The 25,457-nt window shown below is 71.1% G+C and carries 21 protein-coding genes and 1 pseudogene; 12 read left to right on the forward strand and 10 right to left on the reverse strand.

Annotated features, from left to right (window positions below):
- Nucleotides 1-38: 38 nt before the first annotated feature.
- From EF387_RS41090 to EF387_RS41105, 4 genes are all read right to left on the reverse strand, one after another.
- Nucleotides 39-1,607, reverse strand: coding sequence for a PstS family phosphate ABC transporter substrate-binding protein (locus EF387_RS41090; protein ID WP_128381716.1), 1,569 nt, complete (start codon nucleotides 1,605-1,607; stop codon nucleotides 39-41).
- Nucleotides 1,608-1,799: 192 nt separating this feature from the next.
- On the reverse strand, nucleotides 1,800-4,166 hold the full coding sequence (locus EF387_RS41095) for a serine/threonine-protein kinase (protein WP_128381717.1): 2,367 nt from the start codon (nucleotides 4,164-4,166) through the stop codon (nucleotides 1,800-1,802).
- Between the two features lie 98 nt (nucleotides 4,167-4,264).
- Nucleotides 4,265-4,774: a MarR family winged helix-turn-helix transcriptional regulator gene (locus EF387_RS41100; protein ID WP_238431987.1), complete on the reverse strand. Its 510-nt coding sequence runs from the start codon at nucleotides 4,772-4,774 to the stop codon at nucleotides 4,265-4,267.
- A gap of 83 nt (nucleotides 4,775-4,857) precedes the next feature.
- Nucleotides 4,858-5,466, reverse strand: a complete 609-nt coding sequence (locus tag EF387_RS41105; RefSeq protein ID WP_128381719.1) for a DJ-1/PfpI family protein — start codon at nucleotides 5,464-5,466, stop codon at nucleotides 4,858-4,860.
- A 171-nt stretch (nucleotides 5,467-5,637) separates the two neighbouring features.
- Here EF387_RS41105 and EF387_RS41110 point away from each other — a divergent pair, with 171 nt between their 5' ends.
- The 3 genes from EF387_RS41110 to EF387_RS41120 all read left to right on the forward strand — a co-directional run bounded on the left by EF387_RS41110 (nucleotide 5,638) and on the right by EF387_RS41120 (nucleotide 9,129).
- Entirely contained in the window at nucleotides 5,638-6,990 is a 1,353-nt protein-coding gene (locus EF387_RS41110) for an aspartate aminotransferase family protein (RefSeq protein WP_420802692.1), read from the forward strand.
- A gap of 70 nt (nucleotides 6,991-7,060) precedes the next feature.
- Nucleotides 7,061-7,990, forward strand: coding sequence for a GntR family transcriptional regulator (locus EF387_RS41115; protein WP_128381721.1), 930 nt, complete (start codon nucleotides 7,061-7,063; stop codon nucleotides 7,988-7,990).
- A gap of 488 nt (nucleotides 7,991-8,478) precedes the next feature.
- On the forward strand, nucleotides 8,479-9,129 hold the full coding sequence (locus EF387_RS41120; protein WP_128381722.1) for a hypothetical protein: 651 nt from the start codon (nucleotides 8,479-8,481) through the stop codon (nucleotides 9,127-9,129).
- A 78-nt stretch (nucleotides 9,130-9,207) separates the two neighbouring features.
- Here the strand turns inward: EF387_RS41120 and EF387_RS41125 are convergent, their stop codons facing one another.
- On the reverse strand, nucleotides 9,208-9,936 hold the full coding sequence (locus tag EF387_RS41125; RefSeq protein ID WP_128381723.1) for an SLATT domain-containing protein: 729 nt from the start codon (nucleotides 9,934-9,936) through the stop codon (nucleotides 9,208-9,210).
- Between the two features lie 260 nt (nucleotides 9,937-10,196).
- Between EF387_RS41125 and EF387_RS41130 the strand changes: the two genes are divergently transcribed.
- From EF387_RS41130 to EF387_RS41140, 3 genes are all read left to right on the forward strand, one after another.
- The gene (locus EF387_RS41130) at nucleotides 10,197-10,535 is read left to right on the forward strand and encodes a YbaB/EbfC family nucleoid-associated protein (RefSeq protein ID WP_128381724.1); all 339 of its coding nucleotides are present in this window, start codon (nucleotides 10,197-10,199) and stop codon (nucleotides 10,533-10,535) included.
- A 255-nt stretch (nucleotides 10,536-10,790) separates the two neighbouring features.
- Nucleotides 10,791-11,390, forward strand: a complete 600-nt coding sequence (gene recR, locus EF387_RS41135; RefSeq protein ID WP_128381725.1) for a recombination mediator RecR — start codon at nucleotides 10,791-10,793, stop codon at nucleotides 11,388-11,390.
- 31 nt (nucleotides 11,391-11,421) lie between these two features.
- Nucleotides 11,422-12,084: a DUF5063 domain-containing protein gene (locus tag EF387_RS41140; protein ID WP_128381744.1), complete on the forward strand. Its 663-nt coding sequence runs from the start codon at nucleotides 11,422-11,424 to the stop codon at nucleotides 12,082-12,084.
- Nucleotides 12,085-12,313: 229 nt separating this feature from the next.
- On the opposite strand, the pseudogene EF387_RS41145 reads toward EF387_RS41140, so the two are convergent.
- Nucleotides 12,314-13,021 (reverse strand): annotated as a pseudogene (locus tag EF387_RS41145) (TSUP family transporter).
- A 348-nt stretch (nucleotides 13,022-13,369) separates the two neighbouring features.
- Between EF387_RS41145 and EF387_RS41150 the strand changes: the two are divergent.
- Nucleotides 13,370-13,879: an SgcJ/EcaC family oxidoreductase gene (locus tag EF387_RS41150; RefSeq protein WP_128381726.1), complete on the forward strand. Its 510-nt coding sequence runs from the start codon at nucleotides 13,370-13,372 to the stop codon at nucleotides 13,877-13,879.
- On the opposite strand, the gene EF387_RS41155 is transcribed toward EF387_RS41150, so the two are convergent.
- Nucleotides 13,842-15,236 (reverse strand): sensor histidine kinase, encoded by a 1,395-nt coding sequence (locus tag EF387_RS41155; RefSeq protein WP_128381727.1) that lies wholly within the window; start codon nucleotides 15,234-15,236, stop codon nucleotides 13,842-13,844. The two genes, EF387_RS41150 and EF387_RS41155, sit on opposite strands and share 38 nt — an antisense overlap.
- Nucleotides 15,233-16,069, reverse strand: a complete 837-nt coding sequence (locus EF387_RS41160; protein ID WP_128381728.1) for a response regulator transcription factor — start codon at nucleotides 16,067-16,069, stop codon at nucleotides 15,233-15,235. The genes EF387_RS41155 and EF387_RS41160 overlap by 4 nt, the downstream gene beginning before the upstream one ends.
- Before the next feature lie 391 nt (nucleotides 16,070-16,460).
- Here EF387_RS41160 and EF387_RS41170 point away from each other — a divergent pair, with 391 nt between their 5' ends.
- The 4 genes from EF387_RS41170 to EF387_RS41185 all read left to right on the forward strand — a co-directional run bounded on the left by EF387_RS41170 (nucleotide 16,461) and on the right by EF387_RS41185 (nucleotide 21,728).
- Nucleotides 16,461-17,744 (forward strand): aspartate kinase, encoded by a 1,284-nt coding sequence (locus tag EF387_RS41170; RefSeq protein ID WP_128381730.1) that lies wholly within the window; start codon nucleotides 16,461-16,463, stop codon nucleotides 17,742-17,744.
- 31 nt (nucleotides 17,745-17,775) lie between these two features.
- Nucleotides 17,776-18,846 carry an aspartate-semialdehyde dehydrogenase gene (locus tag EF387_RS41175; protein WP_128381731.1) on the forward strand — a complete coding sequence of 357 codons (1,071 nt, stop codon included), beginning with the start codon at nucleotides 17,776-17,778 and terminating at the stop codon, nucleotides 18,844-18,846.
- 597 nt (nucleotides 18,847-19,443) lie between these two features.
- Nucleotides 19,444-20,142: a SigE family RNA polymerase sigma factor gene (locus EF387_RS41180; RefSeq protein WP_420802690.1), complete on the forward strand. Its 699-nt coding sequence runs from the start codon at nucleotides 19,444-19,446 to the stop codon at nucleotides 20,140-20,142.
- Between the two features lie 515 nt (nucleotides 20,143-20,657).
- Nucleotides 20,658-21,728: a hypothetical protein gene (locus tag EF387_RS41185; protein WP_128381733.1), complete on the forward strand. Its 1,071-nt coding sequence runs from the start codon at nucleotides 20,658-20,660 to the stop codon at nucleotides 21,726-21,728.
- Nucleotides 21,729-21,821: 93 nt separating this feature from the next.
- On the opposite strand, the gene EF387_RS41190 is transcribed toward EF387_RS41185, so the two are convergent.
- Both EF387_RS41190 and EF387_RS41195 read right to left on the reverse strand, forming a co-directional pair.
- Entirely contained in the window at nucleotides 21,822-22,778 is a 957-nt protein-coding gene (locus tag EF387_RS41190) for an SURF1 family protein (protein ID WP_128381734.1), read from the reverse strand.
- Between the two features lie 107 nt (nucleotides 22,779-22,885).
- Nucleotides 22,886-24,853 carry a S9 family peptidase gene (locus tag EF387_RS41195; RefSeq protein WP_420802691.1) on the reverse strand — a complete coding sequence of 656 codons (1,968 nt, stop codon included), beginning with the start codon at nucleotides 24,851-24,853 and terminating at the stop codon, nucleotides 22,886-22,888.
- A gap of 139 nt (nucleotides 24,854-24,992) precedes the next feature.
- On the opposite strand from EF387_RS41195, the gene EF387_RS41200 reads away from it, so the two are divergent.
- Complete coding sequence (locus EF387_RS41200) at nucleotides 24,993-25,370, forward strand: nuclear transport factor 2 family protein (RefSeq protein ID WP_128381735.1); 378 nt, start codon at nucleotides 24,993-24,995, stop codon at nucleotides 25,368-25,370.
- Nucleotides 25,371-25,457: the final 87 nt, after the last annotated feature.

Here is a 25,457-nt window from a genome sequence, read left to right on the forward strand (position 1 = left end):
CAACGTCAAGAGCGTGCCGGTGTCCGGGCGCCGACACGTCAGGACCGGGGCAAGGGTGCCTCCGCGCACGGCGGCACATCCGGCCGCGAACAGGGCAGATGGCCGTGGTCCCGGATCACCCGCCGACTGGTGCCCAGGTCGATGTACGCGAGGAAGCTGCCGGTGAGGGAGCCGGCGGAGGGGCGGCCGTAGGTGTAGGCGTACTCCACGCCGTAGTACGGGTAGTCGCTCGTGCCGTTCTCCAGGCCCTCGATGGAGGGCTCGTCGTCGCCGAGCGCGACCCGGCTGAGGCCCTCGCGGTCGTTCGCGAGGGAGAGTTCGCTGTAGCCGAGGGCCCCGGGAAGCTCGGCCACCGTGTTCAGGACCTGTTCGGTCGAGTCGAGTTCGCACCGCATGACGGCTGCCGTGCTGTCGTCCTTGGAGACGCAGTTCAGCGATGTGCTGGGCACCCGCTCCCACGTCCCCAGCACCCGCCGCTGGAAGATCTGCCGCGTGCCGGAGTCGGCGTCCCGGCTGACGAGGACGACGGGCACATGGGGCAGCTTGCCGTAGCGCCGGGGGTCGAGGTCGTCCCAGTGGCCGACCCTGCCGCTGTAGATGCGGCGTACGTCCTCGACGGTGAGGCCCCGCTTGAGGTTGATGCCGTCGTTGACGACCAGCGTGAAGACGGACACCCCGACGCGCGTCTTGTCCAGCCCGCCGCGGTCGCCGGCCATGTCGCCGTCGGAGAACGCGATCACCGGCGGGGAGCCCTTCTTCCACCGGGCACCCAGTGCGGTGAGCTCGTTGACCCCGGCGGCGCTGCCGCGCGCGTCCACGGTGATGTCGGAACCCGCGCAGCGCTTCTCGTACTCCTTCGCCAGCGTCTCGATCACGGGCTTGAAGGCGGTCGATCCGGTCACCGTCAGACTGCCGCTCGCACAACCGAGCGGCGGCCGGGTGTCGTCGCGGGCGACGATGATCGTCGAGAGGGTGACGACGGAGACGGTGAGCATGATGGTGATCAGCCGGGCGGCCCGGCTGAACAGCGGGGGCTTGTCGTCCGGTGTGGCACTGCGGTTGGGGTGCACCTCGCCGTCGCGGATGCCGCCGTACAGCCGGATCGGGCAGCCGACGTCACCGCCCGATAGCAGCACGAGCAGTTTGAAGTGGTCGCCCCGGTTGAGCGGTACGCGCGGGATGCGCAGGGTGTCACCCTCGTAGGTGAACCCGTAGGCCGTCGTGAAGTGATCCATCAGATGGTCAGTGCCGGGCGGTTGGGTGACCGAGACCCCGCGGACCGTGCGGTCGGTGAACTTCGCTGTCAGACCGTGCAGTTCACGGCCCGTGTAGTCCATGTCCGCGATGCTCTGCGAGCCGTCGTTCTCGATGCGCAGCAGGACGAGTGTCGCGTCGGCCATCTCGGGCGCCTCGCGGAACAGGCCCAACCGGACGTTGATCCGCCCGGATCTGATGTCGTCCCCTATCGGGTTGTCCATCTGGACGCGGTAGCCGATTCGTTTGCGCCGTGGCACCCGGCGCTCGTACCACACCATCCCGGCCGAGGCGACGATGCCCACGACGGCGGTTCCGACGGCCACGAGGTTCTCGGCGCTCAGCCACTGCATTTCGGGTGCCCCCCACACTCCCGAAGACCCGCGGTTCGGAAGACCGGAGGTCCGATGGTGCGGACACGGTACGGGGGCCCGGAGGGACATTCCGGGTGCGACGGCTGAAGTTCAACTGGAGTTCAGGGACCGGCCGCGGCTCTTCGTGTGTGTCAGCCATTCGTCGTGTGCGTCAGCCGCTCGTCGTGTGCGTCAGCCGCCCTTCGTGTACGTCAGTGACTCGCCGTTGCTGGTGTTCACCCGGCGGAGGGTGCCGTCCGGGAGGAGCGTGATCTCCGAGGCGGCGCCGGGGGTGCAGGACGTGGCCGGCCGGCCGACAGTGACCGTGGAGGGGCCGATCGACAGCGGGCCGTTCGCCGTGGGCGCCGCGCTCAGTCGGGCCTCGAAGACACAGTGGTAGGTGCCGCCGCCCGACGGGCCGTCCGCGGCCAGGGTGAGCACCGTTTCGCCCACCTCGCCCTGGCGGATGACGAGTTGGCGGGTGTTGTGGCCGGTCGCGTTGTCGATGCTGCCGTTCCAGGTGCCGAGGAAGCCCTCGGGGATCACTCCGCCGGCCACCTGGGTCGTGGGCGGCGCGGTCGACGGGGCGGGCGGCGTCGACGGTGTGGGGGAGGGCCCGGAAGCGTCCGAGCCCGTCGGCCCGGGGGTCGCCGGGGCGCTGGTCGCGGGGTTCTTTGTGTCGTCGTTCGTCGTGCCGTCGCCCTTCATCAGCGCGTACACCGAACCGCCCGCACCCAGCGCGACGACCAGGGCGACCACGATCAGCGCGGCGGTGGAGCGGCCGCTCCTGCGCTGAGGCTCCTGAGGCCCGTCCTGGCCCCCGGTGCCCGGCGGGCCGTACGGAGCGGTCGGCCCGTACGGGGGCGTGGGGCCGAGGGGCGGGCCGTACCCGGGTGCGGGGCCCCAGCCCGCGGAGTGGCCTGGCTGCGGGTGTTGTTGGGCGTGCTGCTGCGGGTGTTGTTGCCCGTACTGCGGTGGGTGCTGGTGCGGGTTCTGTTGGGGGTGCTGCGGCGGACAGCCGTACGCGGGCAGGGAGTTCGGCGGGGGTGTCGGGCCCGCCACCTGGGTGGGGAGGCGGTCGAAGGGGGCGGCACCCGGGACGCCCGGTGGGGGCGGTGCGCTGGTCCCGACGGCGTCGGGGGTGGGGGAGTGCTCGGGGGACGCCTCGGGGATCGGACGGGAGGACGGTGTGACAGCGTTGGGTGCGCCCTGGGGCGTGGGCGCGCTCGCGTGGGCGGCGGGCTTCGTCTCCGCCACCGTATTCCCGTCGCCGGCGGGTCGGGCGTCCCCTGCTGGTTCGGCGTCCGTCGCCGGCTTCGCGTTCTCAGCCGCGTTCGCGCCGGCCACTGGCTTCCCGCCCGATACCGGCTTCGCGTCCGCCACCGGCTTCGCGTCCGCCACCGGTTTCGCGTCCGCCATCGGCTCGGCGTGCCCTTGCGCGGGTCCGCCTTGGCCGGAAGCCAATTGGCCGGGAGTCCCTGGCCCGGAAGCCCCCGGCCCGGAAGCCCCCGGCCCGGAAGCCCCCGGCCCGGAAACTCCTGGCCCGGGAGTTGCTGGCCCGGGAGCCGTCGCCACCGGGGACTCGGACAGGGGCCTCACGGGGGACTGCGCGGCCGGGGCCCCGTGCGGGTTGCCGTCCTCCGGATCCTCCGTGTCCAGCAAGGCCACCGCGTGCCGCCCCAGTTGGGCCACCAGGGAACCCGGGAGCCAGGGGTCGAGGGCCCGGCCGTCGAGGACCGTGTCCTCGGCACCCGTGCGGGCGAGGATGTCGTCGAGGGTCGGGCGCGCCTCCGGGGACTTGCGCAGACAGTCGCGGACCAGGTCGGCGAGACCCTCCGGGAGGGGCTCCAGATTGGGCTCCTCCTGGGCGATCCGGAACATGAGCGCGTGCACCCCGCTGCTCGCCGTCCCGAACGGGAGCGTGCCCGACGCCGCGTACGCCAGCACCGACCCGAGGCAGAAGACGTCGCACGCCGGTGTGATCCGGTCCCCGCGCACCTGCTCCGGCGCCATGAACCCGGGCGAGCCGACCAGCGCGCCCGTCCGTGTGAGTCCGCCGTCGGTGACGGTCTCCAGGGCGCGAGCGATGCCGAAGTCGATGACGCGCGGACCGTCGATGGTCACCAGCACGTTGGAGGGCTTGAGGTCACGGTGGATGAGGCCCGCCGCGTGGATGTCCTTGAGCGCGTGGGCGAGCCCGGCCGCGAGGATGCGCACCGAACGCTCCGGCAACGCCCCGTGGTCCTGGCCCACTACGGACTGCAGTGTCGGCCCGGCGACGTAGCCGGTGGCCACCCAGGGGATCTCGGCCTCGGTGTCCGCGTCGAGCACCGGCGCCGTCCACAGTCCGCCGACCCGCCGCGCGGCCTGCACCTCTTGCCGGAACCGCGCCCGGAACTCCTCCTCCAGGGCGAGTTCCTGCCGGACGAGCTTGACGGCGACCGTGCGTCCGCGGTCCGACCGCGCCAGATAGACGTGGCCCATGCCGCCCGCGCCGAGCCGGCCGAGCAGCCGATAGGCGCCGATACGCTGCGGATCACCAGGCCCCAGCTGCTCCATCGCCGCCACGTCCTTCCCCCGTACCCGTGCACCCGCTCGTTCCCGTGCAGCAGAACTGAGAATAATGCGGGGGTACGGGCGGGCACGCCGAGTGGCCTCTACGGTTCCGTAACAGCGGAGACGGTGTCCGTCGCCGGCGTGGGTGCTGTCGGTGCCGTCGGTGCCGTCGGTGTCGTCGGCGCCGGGTCCCCGGCGAGGCCGTCGAGTACGGCCGACAGTCGTTCCAGCACCCGTACGGCCTCCGCGAGTTCGGCCTCGCCGAACGCTTCGGCGAGCTGTTCGGCGAAGGCCGCGTGCCCGGGGCCGATCCGGGCGATCGCCGCGCGGCCCTCCCGCGTGGGGGCCAGCAGTTTGGCCCGCCGGTGGGCTGGATTCGGTTCGTACGAGGCGAGCCCGCGCTCCACGAGCAGATCCGCGATCCGCTGCACGCTCTGCCGGGTGATCCCCATGACCCGCGCGATCCCCGACACCGGCAACGGCTCGCGCAGCACCGCCCCGAGCACCTGCCACCATGCGGCGGTGATCCCGGCGGGCCGGGCCAACTCCTCGGCGACGCCGAGGAACTGGCCGTTCAGCCGGAAGCTCGTCAGTGCGGCGCGGCTGAGCAGGTCCTGCCGCTCGCGGCCCTTGGAGTCGTTCTCCGAGCTGTTCTCCGGCCCGTTCTGCTGCTGCGAGCCGTTCTGTGAGCTGGTCACTGGACCGCCTTCTCCAATACGGCGTAGGCCTCCGCGTCGGAGTCGTGGAACAGCCGGTACCAGGCGTCCAGCACCTCGCCCTCGTACACCCCGAGCAGTCCGAACACCTCGCGGGCGAAGGCGACGGGCTCGGTGGGGCCGGCGGTGACGAGGCCCCGGTCGGTGACGGCGTCCGCGTCGACGTACCGGTCGCCGCCCCGGTAGCCGGTCGCGGCCAGGTAGAAGGAGACGGCGCTGGTGTGCGCCCGGTCGTCGAGCAGGCCTTCCCTGGCCAGTCCGGCGGTGGCCCCGCAGATGGCGGCGACGGGTACGCCGGCGTCGAGGAACTCGCGTGCCTTGCGGGCGAAGGGGGCGAGGTCGTCACCGGTCTCCCAGAGGCCGGCGCCCGGGAGGACGAGCAGGGCGCTGTCCTCGGGGCGGAGGCCGTCCAGTGCGTCCGAGGGCTGGACCCGCATCCCTCCGATGCTCACGACCGGGTCCTTGGCGGCGGACGGCCCCACGGTACGGACCTCGTACCCGGCCCGGGCCAGCCAGGCGGTGGTGTGACCGGTCTCCCAGTCGGCGAAGGTGTCGTAGACGGCGAGGTGGACGGGCTTGCGGCTCATGGTTCCTCCTCCGGGAATCAGCTTCTTGTTAGCATGCTGTCAATTAGACAGCATGCTGTCAAGAGTCGCAGTGCTAGCCCGACACACTGTCGCGATCCCGCCCGGACCCGCAGACAGGACGTCGATGTCGGGCGCCCGTGCCCGCCCCCTACGCTCCCCGCCATGACCCCGATGCCTCAGCCCAATCCCCAGGCCGGTGCTGCCGTGCGTGCCGCCGACCGTGCGCATGTGTTCCACTCCTGGTCGGCGCAGGAGCTGATCGACCCGCTCGCCGTGGCCGGTGCCGAAGGGTCGTACTTCTGGGACTACGACGGCCGCCGCTATCTGGACTTCACCAGCGGGCTCGTCTTCACCAACATCGGCCACCAGCACCCGAAGGTCGTCGCCGCGATCCAGGAGCAGGCCGGGCGGCTCGCCGCGTTCGCGCCCGCGTTCGCCGTCGAGGCACGGTCGGAGGCGGCCCGGCTGATCGCCGAGCGCACCCCGGGCGACCTGGACCGGATCTTCTTCACCAACGGTGGCGCGGACGCCGTGGAGCACGCCGTACGCATGGCGCGGCTGCACACCGGGCGGTCGAAGGTGCTCTCGGCGTACCGCTCGTACCACGGTGGTACGCACCAGGCCGTCAACATCACCGGAGACCCGCGCCGCTGGCCCTCCGACAGCGGCACGGCGGGCGTCGTGCGCTTCTGGGCCCCGTTCCCGTACCGCTCCCCCTTCCACGCCGCAACCGAGCAGGAGGAGTGCGAGCGCGCGCTCGAGCACCTGGAGACGACCATCGCCTTCGAGGGGCCGGGGACCATCGCCGCGATCATCCTGGAGACGATCCCGGGCACGGCCGGGATCATGGTGCCGCCGCCCGGCTACCTCGCGGGTGTGCGCGCACTGTGCGACAGGTACGGCATCGTCTTCGTCCTGGACGAGGTCATGGCCGGGTTCGGGCGGACCGGCGAATGGTTCGCCGCGGACCATTTCGGGGTCACACCGGACCTGATGACTTTCGCGAAGGGCGTGAACTCGGGATACGTGCCGCTCGGCGGGGTCGCGATCTCCGGGGCGATCGCCGAGACCTTCGCCCGCAGGCCGTACCCGGGCGGGCTCACGTACTCCGGACATCCACTGGCCTGCGCGGCGGCCGTCGCCACGATCAACGTCATGGCGGAGGAGAGGATCGTGGAGCGGGCGGCCCGGACGGGCGAGAGCGTGCTCGGTCCGGGGCTGCGCGAGCTGGCCGAGCGCCACCCGTGCGTCGGCGACGTCCGGGGAACGGGCGTCTTCTGGGCGCTGGAGCTGGTGCGCGACCGGACGACCCGTGAGCCCCTCGTCCCGTACAACGCGACGGGCGAGGCGAACGCCCCCATGGCCGCGTTCGCCGCGGCGGCGAAGGCCCAGGGGCTGTGGCCCTTCGTGAACATGAACCGCACCCATGTGGTGCCGCCGTGCACCATCTCGGAGGCGGAGGCCAAGGAGGGCCTCGCGGCGCTGGACGTGGCGCTGTCAGTGGCTGACGAGTACACGGTGTGAGCGCTCTCGACCGCGTAAGGTGGCGTGTTCCGGAGGAACGCACACCCGACGATGGGGGACCGAGAACACCATGCCCGGCAATGGCGCCGTCACCCGCAGCACCCTGCGCCAGCAGCTGGCGGACGCGCTCCGCGACGAGGTGCTGGCCGGCCGTCTGCAGCCGGGCCAGGAGTTCACGGTGAAGGAGATAGCCGAGCAGTACGGGGTCTCCGCGACACCGGTGCGTGAGGCCCTGGTGGACCTGTCGGCCCAGGGGTTGCTCGAAGCGGACCAGCACCGGGGCTTCCGCGTCCACGAGTACTCGCTCGCCGACTACCGGGGCATGATCGAGGCCCGGATCCTGGTCACGGACGGCCTCTTCCGAAGTCTGACCGGGCGCGCGGTGGAACTCGAACAGGCCGGGCTCGGCCGGGCCCCGATGGCGGCACCTGCGGCGGGGAGCCCTGTGGTGGGTACCCCTGCGGGGGGTGATCCGGCCGTCGGGGCCGGGGATGGGGCGTCTGCTGCCGGGGCTGGGGCCGGGTCTGGGTCCGGGGCGTCTGCCGGCGGAACCGGCGGGTCCGGAACTGGCGGGTCCGGGGCCGGGGAGTCTGCCGGCAGGGAATCCGCCGTCGTTGGTTCCCTCGGCCACAGTGTCGAATCCCCGCGCATCGCCGCAGCCCTCGCCGCTGTACGCCGCCGAGGCGCGGAGGCCCAGCGCGCCGCGGACGCCGGTGAACTCGACATCCTCATCGGCTACGACATCCGCTTCTGGCGCGAGTTGAGCGTCTGCTACGGCAACCCCTACCTCACCGACTTCCTGCACCGGTTGCGCGTCCAGTGCTGGGTCTGCGTGGTCCAGCACCTGCGCCGGGTCCCCGATCTGCGGGGGAGGCTGTGGGCGGGCCACACCGAACTCGTGGACGCGCTCGCCCGGCGGGACGCGGCCGAGGCCCAGGCGATCATCACCGCCTACAACGTCCATTCCCTGGCCCTGGTCGAAGGACTCGCCACCCGGTGACAGGCCGACCGGCCTTTCAGGGACCCGCCTGCTCGGGGACCCGCTGCCTGGCCGGCTGTCCCGACCGCTCCTTCTGACCTGCGGTCCCGACTGGTCTTTCCTGATCGCCTGCCTGGCCGGCTGTCCCGATCGCTCCTTCTGACCGGCCGGCCTGAACCCGGCTTCTGAGCGGTCCCCCGGCCCTGTCCTGTCCCGAACCCGGTCCTCCTGGCCCGCACTCCCTGACCGGTCTCCCGGCAGCACGCCGCCTGGACCGTGGCGTCCGACCGGTCCGGTCCCTGAGCGGTCCGTCCCTCTGACCGGTCCCCTTGAGCGGTCTCTCTGACCGCCATCCCCCTGGTCGAGCGCCATCCGTCCCACCATGCGCCGGGCGCTCAGGCGTCGCACGGTCCGTACCGATATCGGCCGGGCGTGCGTAGCGGGGCGGGCGAGCTGGGTACAGGGGCACTACTCTGCCCTGAGTTCCGTGCTACGCGAGGAGATCTCTGTTGGCCTGTGACCTCTGGCTGGTCCCGCTCGTCGATGTGTTGTGCCACACGCCCGACAACCCGTTCGCCGACGAACTCGCGCTCTACAACAAGGCACTCGGCGAGGCCGGACTCCCGCCGGTGCCGGTCTACGCGTACATGCCGGGGCTGTCCGGGGACGTCGCGCCGGTCGCGGGCTTCGACTACGACGCGCTGCACTTCCTGCGCCGGGCGTATCTGCTGCTCGTACGTGGTCTGGAAGTGACTCCGGTGGACGAACTCGGCGGTGACTACGAGCAGTTGCTGGAGATGTTCGAGTCGACGGCCCAGCAGTCGCACCTGGTCTGGCACTACGACCACGCGGGGGCGTACGTCCCGGTGGACTTCCCCAATCCCCTGTCCAACGACGAGCTGTTGGCGGGCGGGGGCCCGCTGGGCTCCTCCCAGACGCTGCTGCGCGAGCTGGAGTTCGTGGCCCCGTCGATCGGCATCGACCCCACGAACCCGCCCCCGGCCCCGGCGGCGCCCCTGATCCCGACCTCTCTGGAGGAACCGGCGGCAGCGGCCCCGTTCGACGCGAGCCCCTTCGCGAGGGAACGCCACGTGTGGCTGGGCCTCCACGCGGCGGCGACGAGGAGCCTGGCGCAAGGTTCGATGATCTTGTTCAGCTGACCTGCCAGCGGCCCCCACCATCGGCAGGGCCCACACACCATCGGCAGGGCCCCACATCCTCGGCAGGGCCTGGGCCTGTCAGCGCGGCTCAGGGGGCCGTTGCCGGGGCATGTTGGGGCGGGCCGGAGGCAGGGCCATCCGCCCGGGCTGGGCGCCCTCCGGGCGGGGCGAGCCCGCGGACTGGACGGCCAGTGGGGCGGGCCCCGTCCGGAACTCCACCATCCAGTCCGCCGTCTCGGACCGCACCAGCTCCGTCACGTCCTCGGTGAACCGCCGCAGCACCCCCAGGCACCGCTCCGCGGCCTCCGCCGCCGTCCCCTCCGTGGGGCCCAGCACCTCGCGCACGCTCTCCGACGCCCAGTCGAACTGCAGCACCTGCAGCCTGCGCTGTACGGCCTGCGCGGTGGCCACGTCACGCATCCACCCGGACGTCAACCCGAAGAACCGGTCACAGACCGCGCAGGCCGCCCCGAGCAGCAACGACAGATACCCCCACAGAGCCACCCCGCTCACCACCCGGGTGAGCTCCAGCAGCGGCAGTGACGCCCCCAGCACGACCCCCACGGCGGTCCCGACGCGCAGCGCCCGCGCACTGCGGCGCTTCCACACCCGGTCCGCCAGATACCAGTCGGCCACGGCCAGCGCCCCGCTCTCCACCCAGCGGTAAAGCTCCTCCAACTGCTCCGCCGGCTCCCCCCAGTCCCCGCGCGGGAACGCCCGCCCGGTGAGGTCTCCCGGCCGCAACCCCGCGCGCTCGATCCGCCCGTCCTGAGGCGTCCCTTCGGGCTGCATCTCCGGCTGGCTCACCCGCGCGCTCCCTCAATCATGACGTTGAGTGACAGTACCGTGACGCACATGACTGCTGCGCCCGCCCCTTATTACCTCCCATTGGGTGGCGATAGCCCAGTTATCGCAGTTTTTCCGCCTGAAGGTGGTCCACGATCAGGTATAGGAAACGTCTCCGTCTCACCCGAAAGAGTGCTGGGGCGACAGCCGCGTGGACCACGTAGGCTCGTGCCAGACGGGAAACCCCCCGCCAGAAGCCGTACCCGACGCAGGAGCTGATCGTGATTCCCGGTGGTGGCCAGCCCAATATGCAGCAGCTGCTTCAGCAGGCACAGAAGATGCAGCAGGACCTCGCCAACGCCCAGGAGGAACTCGCCCGCACCGAGGTCGACGGCCAGGCCGGCGGCGGCCTGGTGAAGGCGACCGTGACCGGCTCCGGTGAACTGCGGGCACTGCGGATCGACCCCAAGGCGGTGGACCCGGAGGACACCGAGACCCTCGCCGACCTGATCGTCGCGGCCGTCCAGGCGGCCAACGAGAACGCGCAGACACTCCAGCAGCAGAAGCTCGGCCCGCTGGCCCAGGGCCTCGGCGGCGGCATCCCCGGCCTGCCGTTCTGACCCGGGTTCCGGGCCGTCGACCTGGTTTCCGGGCCGCCGACCCGGGTTCCGGCGCCCCCGGTGACCCGGTGGCGGTGAGACGGTGATCCGGTGCCGGTAACACGGAGATCCGGTGGCGGTGACACGGTGATCCGGTGACACCGTGGTCCGGTGACACGGTGGTCTCCCTCGAGCTCGGCCGGGTCGCCCCTGGTAAGGCGGTCGGGCGCCAACTACCGTACGTGCGAACGTGCAAAGCAGTGGAAAGGCAGTCCGTTGTACGAAGGCGTGGTCCAGGACCTCATCGACGAGCTGGGTCGCCTGCCCGGCGTCGGGCCCAAGAGCGCGCAGCGGATCGCCTTCCACATCCTGCAGGCCGAGCAGGCCGACGTGCGTCGGCTCGCCCAGGCCCTGATGGAGGTCAAGGCGAAGGTCCGCTTCTGCGCGACCTGCGGCAACGTGGCACAGGAGGAGCTGTGCAACATCTGCCGCGACGCGCGCCGCGACTCCTCGGTGATCTGTGTGGTCGAGGAGCCCAAGGACGTCGTCGCGATCGAGCGGACGCGTGAGTTCCGGGGCCGTTACCACGTGCTCGGCGGAGCGATCAGCCCGATCGAGGGCGTGGGCCCGGACGACCTGCGGATCCGGGAACTGCTGGCCAGGCTGGCCGACGGCACGGTCACCGAGCTGATCCTCGCCACGGACCCCAATCTGGAGGGGGAGGCCACGGCCACGTATCTGGCGCGCATGATCAAGCCCATGGGCCTCAAGGTCACCCGCCTGGCCAGCGGACTCCCGGTGGGAGGCGATCTGGAATACGCGGACGAGGTCACTTTGGGCCGCGCCTTCGAGGGGAGACGACTCCTAGATGTCTGACACCACCATGCCTTCGAACCTGGGGACTGTGATGCCCGACGCCACGCTGCACGCGACCGGTCAGGACCCGGACGACTTCGCGGTCCAGATCGCCGACCAGGTGGAGAGCTTCCTCGTCGCCGTGACCGAGGTCGCCCGTGGGGACGAGCCGGACTCGGCCATCCCCTTCCTGCTCCTGGAGGTCTCCCAGCTGCTGCTGGCGGGCGGCCGGCTGGGCGCGCACGAGGACATCGTGCCCGACGAGCGCTACGAGCCCGACCTGGGCCCCGAGGGGGACGTCGACGAACTCCGCGAACGCCTCGCGCGGCTCCTGGACCCGGTGGACGTCTACTCCGAGGTCTTCGACCCGTACGAGCCGCGCCGGGCCCCGGTGGCCTGCCGCATCTCCGACGACCTGGCGGACGTGGTCACCGACCTGCGCCACGGCATGGCCCACTACCGTGCGGGCCGCACCGTCGAGGCCCTGTGGTGGTGGCAGTTCTCGTACTTCTCGAACTGGGGCTCCACCGCCTCCGGTGCGCTGCGCGCCCTGCAGTCCCTGGTCGCCCATGTCCGTCTGAACCAGCCCCTGGAGGAACTGGACGGCCTCGACACCGACCAGGACCTCGGCGAGGAGAACCTCGCGGAGGAGGCGGGCCGTGTGATGGCGGAGGAGATCGCGGCACCGCTGGGGCTGCGCCGGGCCAAGCAGTAGGTCCCCCGGGCCAAGCAGGGGACCGCCGGGCTCGGCCGGGCCGGGGATTGCGGGGCGTGGCCGAACGCCGGGGCCTGCGCGGCGTGCAGGAGCTTGGACGACCGGGGTTGCACGTCGGGCGCGCGGCCTGGCTTGCATGGCCAAGGGCTGCAGGGGCAAGAGCCTGCACGGTCTACGGCCTGCACGGTCAAGGGCCTGCACGGTCAAGGGCCTGCGGCCGCGGCGGGGATCAACCCGCCGCGGCCGCAAGCCCCTTGACCAGGGTGATCACCCCTCCTGCGAGCGCGAGCAGCAGGACGAGCATCCTGGCCCGCCCCTCGGGAACGCGCGCCGCGAGAACCCTGCCGATCAGGGCGCCTACGGCCATCGCGCCGCCGGCGAGGAGCCAGAGCGGGGCCGGGAGCCGCGGCGCCCCGTTGGACGCCACGGAGAAGGCGTTGACGACGACGCCGTAGAACTGCGCGTGGGTACGAATTCCCGTACCGGACATCCCGCGTTGACCGCGTACAGGGACACGGGCGGTCCGCCCACCCCGGCCGCCGAGTTCATGAACCCGCCCGCCGCACCGGCCACCACCGCACCCTTCGTGCCGTTCAGCGCGGGCACCCGGGCGCTTCGCATGACGAGCACCACGGCCACCGTCACCAGAGCCCCCATGACAGCGAGCAGCGCCGGTTCCGGCAGCCGCCGGGCCGGCCAGGTCCCGGCGGGCACTGTGCACGCCGCGGCGACGCACAGCGGCACCATGGCCGCCGGTCGCACCCGCCGCCATCCACCGACCAGTCCCACGACGCTGATCGCCCCGGCGGCACAGTTGGCCAGCGCCACTGCCTCGGCTGGCCCCAGCACCAGTACCAGCGCGGGTACGGCGACGAGCGCGAAAGCCATCCCGGTGAGCCACTGGGACGCAGGAGCCGAGCAGGACGATCGCCGCCAGTAGCACGTCCGCCCGCACGTCCCCGCCCACTCAGCCCGCCTGCCTGGTCAGTCCGCTTGCCCAGTCAGTCCGCCTGCCCAGCCAGTCCGCCCCGGGCACCTCAGCCCGCCCCGCCCACTCAGTCCGCCGCGGCCGTCCGGCGGCCCTGGTGGCCCCAACCGTTGTGGCAGTTGTGGCCGGGCGTGGCCGTCGTGGCGTGGTGGGCGTCACGGCCGTAACTCTCCGTACTTTGGACGCTTGTTGTCCACCCCCTGTACGTCCCCTGCACGGGCCTTAACCCGTTTCCCGCGAGTCTGGAACCACTCCCCGACAGGGAGCAACCGACAACCCAGACACAGGAGTTGCCGCATGACGCGCAAGACCCGTACAGCGACCGTGGCCATCGCCGCTCTCGTGGTGGCAGGCACTCTCACTGCCGGGGTCAGCATCGCCACCCCGGAGCAGAGCGCACCGGCCGTCGCAGCCAAGCCCACCAAGAAGCAGATCACCGCCCTCTTCGACGGCTGGAACGCCGCGTTGAAGAGCGGCGACCCGCAGAAGGTGGCCGCCCGCTACGCCAAGGACGCGGTGCTGCTCCCCACCGCCTCGCCGAAGATCCGCACCAACCACGCCGAGATAGTCGACTACTTCGAGCACTTCCTGGCGAACAAGCCGCAGGGCAAGAAGATCAGAACGATCGTCAACGTCCTGGACTCCAACTCGGCCATCGACACGGGGCTGTACGAGTTCACGCTCACCGACCCGAAGACCGGCGAGAAGCGCAAGGTCGAGGCCCGCTACACCTACGAGTACGAGAAGCGCGGCGGCAAGTGGCTCATCGTCAACCACCACTCCTCGGTACTCCCGCCCGCAAGCTGATCCGCACGCACAGCCCGGCCGTTCCGTCCGGCCTGGGCCTGCCGTCCCGCAGGGTCACGGTGCCGCCGTCGTCCGTCACCAACTGGCGGACGATGGCGAGCCCGAGCCCCGAGCCGGACCGGCCGGTCAGTCCCTGGCCCCGCCAGAACCGGTCGAAGGCGCGCGCCTTCTCGGCATCCGACATACCGGGACCCTGGTCCTCCACCTCCAGGACCACCTCACGACTGCCCGCGCCCGCCACCCGCACGGTGATCGTCGAACCGTCGGGAGACACCTCCAGGGCGTTGGAGAGCACGTTGTCCAGCACCTGCTCCAAGTGACCGGGGCTGGACAACACCAGCGGCCGGCCGCCGGCCTCTCCCCTGAGCGCGACGGCGACTCCGCGCTCGTCGGCGGCCGGTCTCCACACCGCGAGCCGTTCCTCCACCAGATCCCGCAGCGGCACCGGTTCGGCGGCCGTCACCTTCGCCTCCGCCCGCGCCAGCACGAGCAGCCCGTTGACCAGCCGGCTCATCCGGACCACCTCGGCGGTGGCCTGCTCCACGTCCTCCCGTACGAACTCGTCGTCCACGCCGTCCGCGATGTTGTCCAGCGACAGCCTGAGCGCCGTGAGCGGGGTGCGGAGTTGGTGCGAGGCGTCGGCGACGAAGATGCGCTGGGAGCCGATCAGCGTGTCCAGGCGTTCCGCGCCCGTGTTCAGGGTGCGCGCCAACTGCTGGGTCTCCGGTGGGCCCGTCACCGGCGAACGGGCCGTCAGATCCCCGTCCCCGAACTTGCTCGCCATGTCGTTGAGCTGGCGCAACGGCCGGGTCAGCCGACGGGCGACGATCGCACCGAGGCCGGCGGCGACGGCCAGCACCCCGACGGCGAGCGCGGCCCGGAAGCCCCAGATCGTCCACAGCCGCTTGCTCAGGTCGGACGTCGAGTACCTGATCCGGACCGCCCCAACGATCTGCGGGCCTTCCTCGGCGGGGACGGTGATCACGAGGTGGGAGCCCCAGACGAAGGGGGCGCCCCAGTCGGTCGTGACCCGACCGGACCGCAGGGCCGCCCGCACGGCCTCGTCGCGGGACGCGAGCGGCAGTCCGGCGATCTTCGTCCCGTCGGAGGAGACGACCTGCACCACCGTGCCGGTCTGTTCCTCCTCGTTGTACGCGGACGCCATCCGCACCAGCGCCTCGCGTGACTCCGGATCCTCGTCGCCCAGCAGCACGGCCATGATCGTGGCCTCCCGCCGCAGAGACGCCTCCGTGTCGTCGCGGAGCTGCTCGGTCAGCGTGAACGCCACGGGCACGGTGAAGGCCGCGAGCGCTACGGCGACCAGCAGGACGTAGCTGACGATCAGCTGGCGGATCACGGCGCGCCACCGGATCCGCTGGATGTGCCGGGCCCGCTGGACGTACCTGGCCGGCCGGAAGTGCCGGGCCCGTCCGGTGTGCCGGTCCCGGCCGATGTGCCGGGCCCGCCCGGCGTGCCCGGCTCACCGGGAGCGCTGCCTGCTGCTATCTCCAGCCGGAACCCGACCCCGCGCACCGCCTCGATGGTGATCGCCCCCGCCAGCTTCCGGCGCAGCGCCGCCACGTGCACGTCCAGTGTCTTCGTGGGTCCGAACCAGTTCGCGTCCCAGACCGCCTCCATGATCTGCTCGCGCGACATCAGTGCGCCGGGTTCCTCGGTGAGGAAGGCGAGCAGGTCGTACTCCTTGGGGGCGAGCGCCACCTCCGCGCCGTCCAGCCGGACGCGGGCCGCCTTGCGGTCGATGGTGAGCCGGGCGCCGTACTGGTCGGGGCCGCTGCGGCCGCCCGATCCGCCGGGTCCGCTCTCGGTGGCGCCCCGCGGCTGCACGCGCCGCATCACCGCCCGGATGCGGGCGATGACCTCGCGGACGCCGAAGGGTTTGGATACGTAGTCGTCGGCGCCTATCTCCAGGCCCACCACCCGGTCGGTCTCGTCGCTGCGTGCGCTGATCACGATGATCGGTACGTCGCCGCGCTCGCGCAGGACCTTGCAGACGTCCAGCCCGTCGGTGTCGGGCAGGCCGAGGTCGAGGAGCACGACGTCGTAGGGACTTTCGTGAGCCAGGGCCGCCGCGCCCGTGGTCACCCACTCCACCTCGAACCCGTAGCGCAGCAGGCCACGCCGGAGCGACTCGGCGACCGGTTCGTCGTCTTCCACCAGCAGTACGCGCACGAGGCGAACGATAGTCCTTGAACTCTCAGGGACTTATGGGAGTACCGGCGGTAAGAGAGGCTGCTGGGCAGAGAGGCTGCTGGGCCGCTGGGGTGTGGCATTCGGTGACGACGGGAAGGGGGCCGGTGTGATGCCGGGCACTTTCCGAGTGCCGGGCGGTCTGGCGGGCATGCGCCGTCCTGGAGCGGCCGGACGCTGCCGTACCGGAGCGGCCGGACACGGAAGGACCGGAGCGGCCGGACACGGACGTCCTGGAACGCCGACCACCCGGATGATCACACAGTGAGCGGGACATCTCACGATCCGATACTCCCGGGGCCGGATCCGGCCGCTCGTTAAACTGAGTCGACCGCAGTCGTGCGGTACGAGACGGACTGAGCGAGGAGCGCACGTGGGCCTTGTCGTGCAGAAGTACGGAGGCTCATCCGTAGCCGATGCCGAGGGCATCAAGCGCGTCGCCAAGCGGATCGTGGAAGCGAAGAAGAACGGCAACCAGGTGGTTGTCGTGGTTTCCGCGATGGGCGACACGACGGACGAGCTGATCGATCTCGCCGAGCAGGTATCCCCGATGCCGGCCGGGCGGGAGTTCGACATGCTGCTGACCGCCGGAGAGCGGATCTCCATGGCCCTGCTGGCGATGGCGATCAAAAACCTGGGCCACGAGGCCCAGTCGTTCACCGGCAGCCAGGCGGGCGTCATCACCGACTCCGTCCACAACAAAGCCCGGATCATCGACGTAACCCCGGGGCGCATCCGCACGGCGCTGGACGAGGGCAACATCGCCATCGTCGCCGGTTTCCAGGGTGTCTCGCAGGACAAGAAGGACATCACCACGCTCGGTCGGGGCGGCTCCGACACCACCGCGGTCGCGCTCGCCGCGGCGCTGGACGCCGAGGTGTGCGAGATCTACACCGATGTGGACGGCGTCTTCACCGCCGACCCGCGCGTGGTGAAGAAGGCCCGGAAGATCGACTGGATCTCCTTCGAGGACATGCTGGAGCTCGCCAGCTCCGGCTCCAAGGTGCTGCTCCACCGCTGTGTGGAGTACGCCCGCCGTTACAACATCCCGATTCATGTGCGCTCGTCCTTCAGCGGACTGCAGGGCACCTGGGTCAGCAGTGAGCCGATTCAGCAAGGGCAAGGGGACCAGAAGGTGGAGCAGGCCATCATCTCCGGTGTCGCGCACGACACCTCCGAGGCCAAGATCACGGTCGTCGGCGTGCCGGACAAGCCGGGCGAGGCCGCCGTGATCTTCCGCGCCATCGCCAATGCCGAAATCAACATCGACATGGTCGTGCAGAACGTGTCCGCGGTCACGACCGGCCTCACGGACATCTCCTTCACCCTGCCGAAGGCCGAGGGCCGCAAGGCGATCGACGCCCTGGAGAAGGCGAAGACGGCGATCGGTTTCGAATCGCTGCGCTACGACGACCAGATCGGCAAGATCTCCCTGGTCGGCGCCGGTATGAAGACCAACCCGGGAGTCACCGCCTCGTTCTTCGAGGCGCTCAGCGACGCGGGCGTGAACATCGAGCTGATCTCGACCTCCGAGATCCGTATCTCGGTCGTCACGCGCGCCGACGACGTCAACGAGGCGGTCCGTGCCGTGCACACCGCCTTCGGACTCGACTCCGACTCCGACGAGGCCGTGGTCTACGGAGGCACCGGGCGGTGACCGAGTTCTACGACGGAGGCGCGGGCCGCTGATGGCTCAGGCCCGCAGCGGGCGGCCGACGCTCGCGGTCGTGGGTGCGACCGGAGCCGTCGGCACCGTCATGCTCCAGATCCTGTCCCAGCACGCGGACATCTGGGGCGAGATCCGTCTGATCGCCTCGCCGCGTTCGGTCGGCCGCAAGCTGACCGTTCGCGGTGAGGAGGTCGAGGTCGTCGCGCTCGCCGAGGCGGCCTTCGACGGAATCGACGTCGCGATGTTCGACGTCCCCGACGAGGTCGCCCTGAAGTGGGCGCCCGTCGCCGCCGGACGCGGCGCGGTCGTGATCGACAACTCCGGAGCCTTCCGGATGGACCCGGACGTGCCGCTCGTGGTGCCCGAGGTCAATCCGCACCGGGCCCGGGTCCGGCCGCGTGGGATCGTCGCCAGCCCCAACTGCACCACCCTGTCCATGATCGTGGCGCTGGGTGCGCTGCACGCCGAGTTCGGGCTGCGTGAGCTGGTCGTCACCGCTTTCCAGGCGGTGAGCGGCGCCGGGCACGCGGGCGTGATCGCGTTGCGCCGGCAGCTGTCGCTGGTCGCGGGCACTGAGCTGGGGACCAGCCCCGGGGATCTGCGGCGGGCCGTCGGCGACGACACCGGGCCGTTCCCGGAGCCGGTGGCCCTGAACGTCGTCCCGTGGGCCGGCTCGCTGCATGAGAACGGCTGGTCGTCGGAGGAGATGAAGGTGCGGGACGAGTCCCGCAAGATCCTCGGCCTGCCCCACCTGCCGGTCGCGGCCACCTGCGTGCGGGTGCCGGTCGTCACCACCCACTCCCTGACCGTCCACGCCCGCTTCGAGGGCGACGTCTCGGTCGACGGGGCGCGCGAGATCCTCGCCACAGCGCCCGGGGTCGTCCTGTTCGACGACCCGGCCGCCGGTGAGTTCCCCACCCCGGCGGACGCGGTGGGCACGGACCCCACCTGGGTCGGCCGGGTCCGCCGCGCCCTCGACGATCCGACCGCGCTCGAACTCTTCGTCTGCGGCGACAACCTGCGCAAGGGCGCGGCCCTGAACACCGCGCAGATCGCGGAGCTGGTGGCGGAGGAATTGACCGGACGGTGAGCGCGGTGCGCGCGGCCACGGGCGAGGAGCGTGCGGACGTTCACCGATCCGCCGGAGACGGGTGGTGGGCCCCGCCTGGGGGCGGCCGGGTGCGGGGTGGTGCGCCCTCGCTTGGGGTCGGGGTTTGCGAGCCCTCACTCGGCGTTGCGGCGTGAGTCATTGCCCGGGGCCGGCGCTGTGGTGAGACCAGCCCGGGGCCTTCGCCTCGACGATGGGCCGAGGAGCATTTGTGCAGGGGAGCGCTCTCATGCGCAACTTCTGCGCATGCGGCGTCCGCCAGCCGGAATCCCCCTGGCTGCGGCAGAAAACGTTTGTAGGATCTCTGTCTGCGAGGTTGATGACTGAAGCGACGGTCCGGATCACTTGAACGGGCCGGCCGAAGCTCGAAGATTTTCCTCCCCGTTCTCCGCAACCGCGCGGAGGGCGGGGAGCGTCTTTGCGGACGCCGTTCAGGGGCGTCCGGACGCCTCGGTACTAGGGGCATAGGGGAAGAGCCGGTCACATGAGGGCATTTGGTGCAGCGTCGGTCGTGCTGCCTGACGTGAAAGTGATGCCTGTCGCGTACAACCCTGACGGGGGGAAGCGTGTCCAACTGGCGTGGCAGAGGTTCTCGAATTCTCCCCCGCGCTCGGGACCGCTCGAGTGGGGGGACAGCCGTCGACGAGGGGCACCGCCCTGCGTCCACCCCGCCGACCCCGTATGCCCGGAACGTCCGGCGGCATGCCGGTGATCGCCCCCATGCCCGCAGCGCGGCCCGCCCGCGTTCCGAATCAGCGCGACGGCGCTGAAGAGATCATGGCCGCGGGGACGACGGTCGACCATCTCACCGAGACCTACCGCGCCCACTACCGCTCACTGCTCGGCCTCGCAGCCCTCCTCCTCGACGACACCGCCTCCTGCGAGGATGTCGTCCAGGAGGCGTTCATCCGAGTGCACTCCGCCCGCAAACGCGTGCGCGACCCCGAGAAGACGCTCGCCTATCTGCGCCAGACGGTGGTGAACCTCTCCCGTTCCGCGCTGCGCCGCCGCATCCTCGGGCTGAAGCTGCTGTCCAAGCCGATGCCCGACATGGCCAGCGCCGAGGAGGGCGCGTACGACCAGTTGGAGCGCGACTCCCTCATCAAGGCGATGAAGGGCCTGCAGCGCAGACAGCGCGAGGTGCTGGTGCTCCGCTACTTCGCGGACATGACGGAAGCGCAGGTCGCCGAGGCCCTGGGGATATCGCTGGGCTCGGTGAAGGCCTACGGATCCCGGGGCATCGCGGCGCTACGCGTCGCGATGGAGGCACCGGCATGAGCGAGCGCGACGACAAGTCCTACAACGAGTCCCACGAGGACGCGCCCCGTAAGGACGCGCCCCGCCAGGATGCATCCCGCGAGGACGCGCCCCGCGACGGGACGGCCGGTCGCGGTTCGGCCGGCGGTGGCACGGCCGGTGACGGACGATCGCGTGATGGGCGACCGCAGGGCCGAGGGCCCTCGTGGGCGGCCTCGACCCCTTCCTGGGCGACCGGCAGGAAGTGCGGCGACGAGCGCCCCGACCACCCCGACGAAGACACGCAGCACGCTGGGAACGGAACAGTGAACCACGGCCCCGAAAGCCCGCCCGACGGGACCTTCGGCGAATCCGGGAACGATACGAACCGCCCGAACGACGCCAAGGAAATCAGACAAGACGGGGACATCAGGCGTATCGGTGCTTGGCCGACCCTCAGGGAGCTGGGGGAGACCCGGAAGCTCGGGATGCCTGGGGGAACCGGCAGCAGTGGCGGCGCCGGAAGTCTTGACGGTGCCGGGAGCCCCGGCGGAACCGTGACCCCCCTGGGAGACGCGAATCATGGGGGGCCCGGTAGCTCCGGGGAACCCGCCGATGGTCCGCTCTCCGGCCTCGGCCCCGACGAACTGGCGCTGCGCAGGATGCTGCACCAGGCCGTTCAGGAGCTGGAGCCGAGCGACCGCACACTCGAGCACCTGCGCCGGGCGGTTCCGGCCCGCCGGGCCCGCAAGCGTCAGGCCTCGGTCGGCATGGCCGCCGCCGCGCTGCTCATCGGCACCGCGATCCCGGCGCTGGTCCACGTCTCGAACGCCACCGACTCCGACACCAACCCGTCCATCGCCGCCAACAGCGAGCAGACCAAGGGCAGCGACCCCCAGGGCAAGGACCCCTCAGGTGGCTCAGCGGGTGGCGACACCTCCACGGACAAGACGGATGACAGCGGCAAAGCGGACCGGAGAAACGAGCCGAGCGAGCCGGAGAAGGGCGCAGACGGCGGTGGGACCGGCGGTCCCGAAGTCACCGCCTCGGCGGCCACCGAACGGGCGTGCGAAGCCGTCGACCTCGGCGGCGCCGCCGCGACCGCCGGCACTCCCGACTCCGCGGGGGCGGTCTACGGCTCATTCACCGTCTCCAACGTCTCCACCTCAGCCTGTACCGTCTTCGGCTCCGGCACGGTCAGCTTCACCCCGCAGGGCGCGGCCGACTCCTCGAAGATCACGGTGTCTTCGCACACGGCGGGTGACAAGGCCACCGGTCTGCCGGACCCCTCGCTGAACGCCACCGGGCTGGTCCTGCAGCCAGGCACCTCGTACGAGGTCAAGTTCGCCTGGGTGCCGTCGGAGACCTGTCCCACCACGAGCGGTGGGGGGAGCGGCGGCACCGACCCCTCCACCGGGCCGTCACCCACCGATGGCACCACCGACAGCAGCGGCGCCGGTGAGACGGACGGCGTCGCGGCGCAACTGGTCACCGCGGACGGCGTGGCCGACGGCAGTGTGACGGTCTCCTACACGGCGGAGGTCGAATCCCCCAGCACCGGGACGACCATCTCCAACGCCTGCGCCGGGACGATCTACCGCACGGGGCTGCTGGCAGCAGGTTCATAGCCGGCACGGACAGGGCTCGCCGGTGCCGATTTACGGTTCCCGCGGTCCCGGTCCACATGGCCCGGGTCCGTCGTGCGTCCGTGGCCCGGGGGCTCAGTCGTTCGAGGACGTACCCTTGGCGGCGCCCGCCTCGACGGGCTCCTTGGCACCGGCTCGGTCCGTACCGGCTCCGTCCGCACCGGTCCGCGCTGTCCCGTCCTGGCCCGAGGCGGGGTCAGCAGACTCACCGCAGGACGACTCACCGCCGGACGACTCACCGTCGGTCGACCCATCGTCGGCGGACTCCATCCCATCAGGGACGAGGCCGAGCTGCGCATCCCGTACGAACTCCGCCTCGCGGCGCAACAGCCGGAACCACATGAACACCACGAAGCCCGCGAAGACGAACCACTCGCCGGTGTAGCCCAGGTTCTGGAACGCCTTGAGATCCAGCCCGGTGCCGTCAGGCGCGGAGGCCGGCACCGCCTTCATCCCGCCGTCGCCCTCGGCGAGCGTCACCCAGGCGTCGTACAGCTCATACGGCACGAGGTTCACCAGCGACGCCGCACTGATGGCCGCGGTCTGCCCAGGGGGCAGCCCACCCGCGCTGCTGACCCCGTTGGACCCGGGAGTCTCGGAGGCCTGCAGCGCTCCGGTGACGGTGACCTCCCCGGTGGGCGCGGCCGGAGCCTTCGCCGGGTCGGCTGCGCCGGGCAGCCACCCCCGGACCACGGGCAGCGCCTTGCCGGCGTCGGTCCGCAGCAGGGTCAGCACATAGAACCCGCGCTCGCCGTCCAGCTCCCGGTCCGGCACGAGCAACTGCTCCCCGTACCGCCCGGTCGCGGTGGCCTGCTTACCGGAGGTCGCCTTGTTCACGGGCAGCAGCTCGGCAAGCGGCCGGGCGGCCTCGCGCTTGCCGGCCGAGGCCTGCTCGCTCGCGTCCCGGTGGTCCTGCACCCGGTCCTCGAACCGGCTCAGCTGCCACGACCCCATGAAGACGCAGAACGGGATGGCCAGCAGCACGAAGACGTTGATGCCCCACCACCGCGGGGTCAGCAGGAACCGGTACACGTCTCCAACGGTACGGTGCCACCGCGCGGGGCCGACCGCTGGGGTTCGGCTCCGCGATGGCCCGTCCCGAAACCGGCCCCCGCCATCGGCTGTTTTCGGTCAGCTCTTCATACGCCGCTCCCCTTCACGTGCCGCTCCGCGAAGTCGAGCTCCAGGCGGACCTGTTTGATCCGCTCGTCCACCACCAACGAGCCGTGCCCGGCGTCATAGCGGTAGACCTCGTGGACCGCCCCCCGCGCGGCGAGCCTGTCGACGTAGTTCTCCACCTGCTGGATCGGACAGCGCGGGTCGTTGACACCCGCGGAGATGTAGACCGGTGCCTTGACCTCGTCCACATAGGTCAGCGGTGACGAGGCCTGGAACCGCTCCGGCACCTCCTCCGGCGTACCCCCGAGCAGCGTCCGGTCCATCGCCTTGAGCGTCTCCATCTCGTCGTGGTAGGCGGTGACGTAGTCGGCGACGGGGACCGCCGCGATCCCCAGCGTCCACGCCTCGGTCTGCATGCCCAGCCCGAGCAGGGTGAGATAGCCGCCCCACGAACCCCCGGTGAGGATCAGCCGCTCCGGGTCCGCGAGCCCGGAGCTCACCGCCCACTCCCGCACCGCGGCGATGTCCTCCAGCTCGATCAGGCCGACCCGGTGCTTCAGCGCGTCCGTCCACTCCCTCCCATAGCCGGTGGAGCCGCGGTAGTTGACCCTGACGACCGCGTACCCGTGATCCACCCAGGCCGCGGGGCCCGCCGCGAACGCGTCGCTGTCGTGCCACGTCGGTCCGCCGTGGATGTCGAAGACGGTCGGCAGAGGACCGGTGGCGCCCGCCGGACGCTGAACGAGGGCGTGGATACGGCCGCCCGGCCCGGTCACCCACACGTCCTCCACCGGTACCGACCCCGGCGACTTCATCCCGGGCGGGTCCAGGACGACCTTGCCCGAGGTCGAGCGCACCACCGGCGGTTCGGCCGCCGACGACCACAGGTACTCCACGGTGCCGTCCGGACGGGCCGTCGCCCCCGACACCGTGCCCCGGGGGGTCTCCACCCGGTCCAACTGCCGTGTCGCGAGGTCATAGCGCCACAGTTCGCTACGCGCCTCGAAGCTGTGCACCACCAGCAGCGCCGAGCCGTCCGGGTACCACTCGGCGGTCAGATCGCCCGCCAGCCGGGCGGCCAGTCCCAGATCCGTCTCCTCGCCGGACGCCACGTCCCACACCAGCGGCTCCCAGCGACCATGCCGCTGATGACCGATGAGCAGCCGGGTGTCGCCGTCGACGGGCGCGAAGCCCAGGACTTCGAGGCCCAGTTCGACCGTGCCGCCCTTGGTGTCGTCCAGTTCGGTGACGGCCGTGCCCTTGAGGTCGACCACCCGTAGGGCGGAGTGCATGGCATCGCCGTGCTCGGTGTGCTCGATGGCGATCAGCGTTCCGTCGTGCGAGATGTCGCCGACCGCGGCGGACTCCCGGTGCCGGTAGATCTCCACCGGCGCTTGTCCCTCCCGTACCAGGTGAATGGTCGAGCCGTCCTCGTCGGTGGACCGTCCGATGACCGCGGTCCGGCCGTCCCGTCCGATGGCGAGGCCGGCGGGGTAGGAGGGGGCCAACCCGGGAGCGGCCGGTTCGTCGAGCCGGCCGGGCGTGGCGGCACCCGCATCGCTCCTGGCCTGCTCGCCGCTCCCGCCATCGGCACGCCCGTCACCGTCCACACCGCTGTCGTCGCGGGAAGTGACGGGGCCGGTGAACGGCTGTCGGCGCCAGATTCCGAACTCGTCACCGTCCTTGTCGTCGAACCACCAGATCCAGTCGCCGTCGGGGGACAGTACCCCGTCCGTCGTGCCGTTCGGCCGGTCCGTGACCTGGCGCTGCACGCCAGTGGATCGGTCCCATGCGTACAACTCGTACGTACCCGTCACATTGGATACGAACAGTGAGCGGTCCGGCGCCTCCTCTGCCCAGTCGGGCAGGGACACGCGCGGCGCCCGGAAGCGCTTTTCCCAGTCGGGCATGTCCCTCTGCCGACTGGATTCCCCGTGCTGATCAGGGATGTCGTCGTGGTGTGGGGTGGGCCCGTTGCTCTCAGTCATGGCCCCATACTGCCCGTCCGTGAGGACATTGCGCCGACGAGGCCCTCAGCCTGTGGAAAACCTCCCGGCCATGCCCCCGTCCGCTCCACATGTGCGCAGGTCAGAACGGGTTGTCAGTGGCGGGGTGTTCACTCTTGGCATGACGACCGAACTGCACAGGACAGTCGAGAGCTACTGGCTCGCGGCCGAGTCCCGCGACTGGCCTGCCTTCGAGGCGACGCTGGCGAAGGACGTGCTCTACACCCTGCCCCAGACCCGCGAGCGCATCCGGGGGCGGGACCGTTACGTCCAGTTCAACCGCGAGTATCCCGGCGACTGGCATGTGCGCATAGAACGGATCGTCGCCGAGCCCACCCAGGCCGTCAGCTGGACCCACTTCGCGGTGGGCCCGGAGGAGATGCACGCCGTCTCGTTCTTCACTGCGGACGAGGACGGCCGCATAGCCTCCGTCACCGACTTCTGGCCGGAGCCGTACGAGCCACCGGCGGGGCGGGAACACCTCGTGGAGCGGTTCTAGAGGTTCTGAGGTTCCAGAGGTTCCAGGTGATCTGGGTACTCGGGAGGTACTGCGGGTACTGGCGGTACTCCGGTACTAGCGGGACTC

It is taken from the genome of Streptomyces cavernae (assembly GCF_004023625.1).
In the GTDB taxonomy this organism is placed as follows: domain Bacteria; phylum Actinomycetota; class Actinomycetes; order Streptomycetales; family Streptomycetaceae; genus Streptomyces; species Streptomyces cavernae.

What these genes read in the sequence shown, in the direction of transcription:
- EF387_RS41090 (WP_128381716.1), bottom strand. Translation starts at nt 1,607, where the DNA reads ATGCAGTGGCTGAGCGCCGAGAACCTCGTGGCCGTCGGAACCGCCGTC.
- EF387_RS41095 (WP_128381717.1), bottom strand. Translation starts at nt 4,166, where the DNA reads ATGGAGCAGCTGGGGCCTGGTGATCCGCAGCGTATCGGCGCCTATCGG.
- EF387_RS41105 (WP_128381719.1), bottom strand. Translation starts at nt 5,466, where the DNA reads ATGAGCCGCAAGCCCGTCCACCTCGCCGTCTACGACACCTTCGCCGAC.
- EF387_RS41110 (WP_420802692.1), top strand. Translation starts at nt 5,638, where the DNA reads ATGCCTCAGCCCAATCCCCAGGCCGGTGCTGCCGTGCGTGCCGCCGAC.
- EF387_RS41115 (WP_128381721.1), top strand. Translation starts at nt 7,061, where the DNA reads ATGCCCGGCAATGGCGCCGTCACCCGCAGCACCCTGCGCCAGCAGCTG.
- EF387_RS41140 (WP_128381744.1), top strand. Translation starts at nt 11,422, where the DNA reads ATGCCCGACGCCACGCTGCACGCGACCGGTCAGGACCCGGACGACTTC.
- EF387_RS41150 (WP_128381726.1), top strand. Translation starts at nt 13,370, where the DNA reads ATGACGCGCAAGACCCGTACAGCGACCGTGGCCATCGCCGCTCTCGTG.
- EF387_RS41175 (WP_128381731.1), top strand. Translation starts at nt 17,776, where the DNA reads ATGGCTCAGGCCCGCAGCGGGCGGCCGACGCTCGCGGTCGTGGGTGCG.
- EF387_RS41195 (WP_420802691.1), bottom strand. Translation starts at nt 24,853, where the DNA reads ATGACTGAGAGCAACGGGCCCACCCCACACCACGACGACATCCCTGAT.
- EF387_RS41200 (WP_128381735.1), top strand. Translation starts at nt 24,993, where the DNA reads ATGACGACCGAACTGCACAGGACAGTCGAGAGCTACTGGCTCGCGGCC.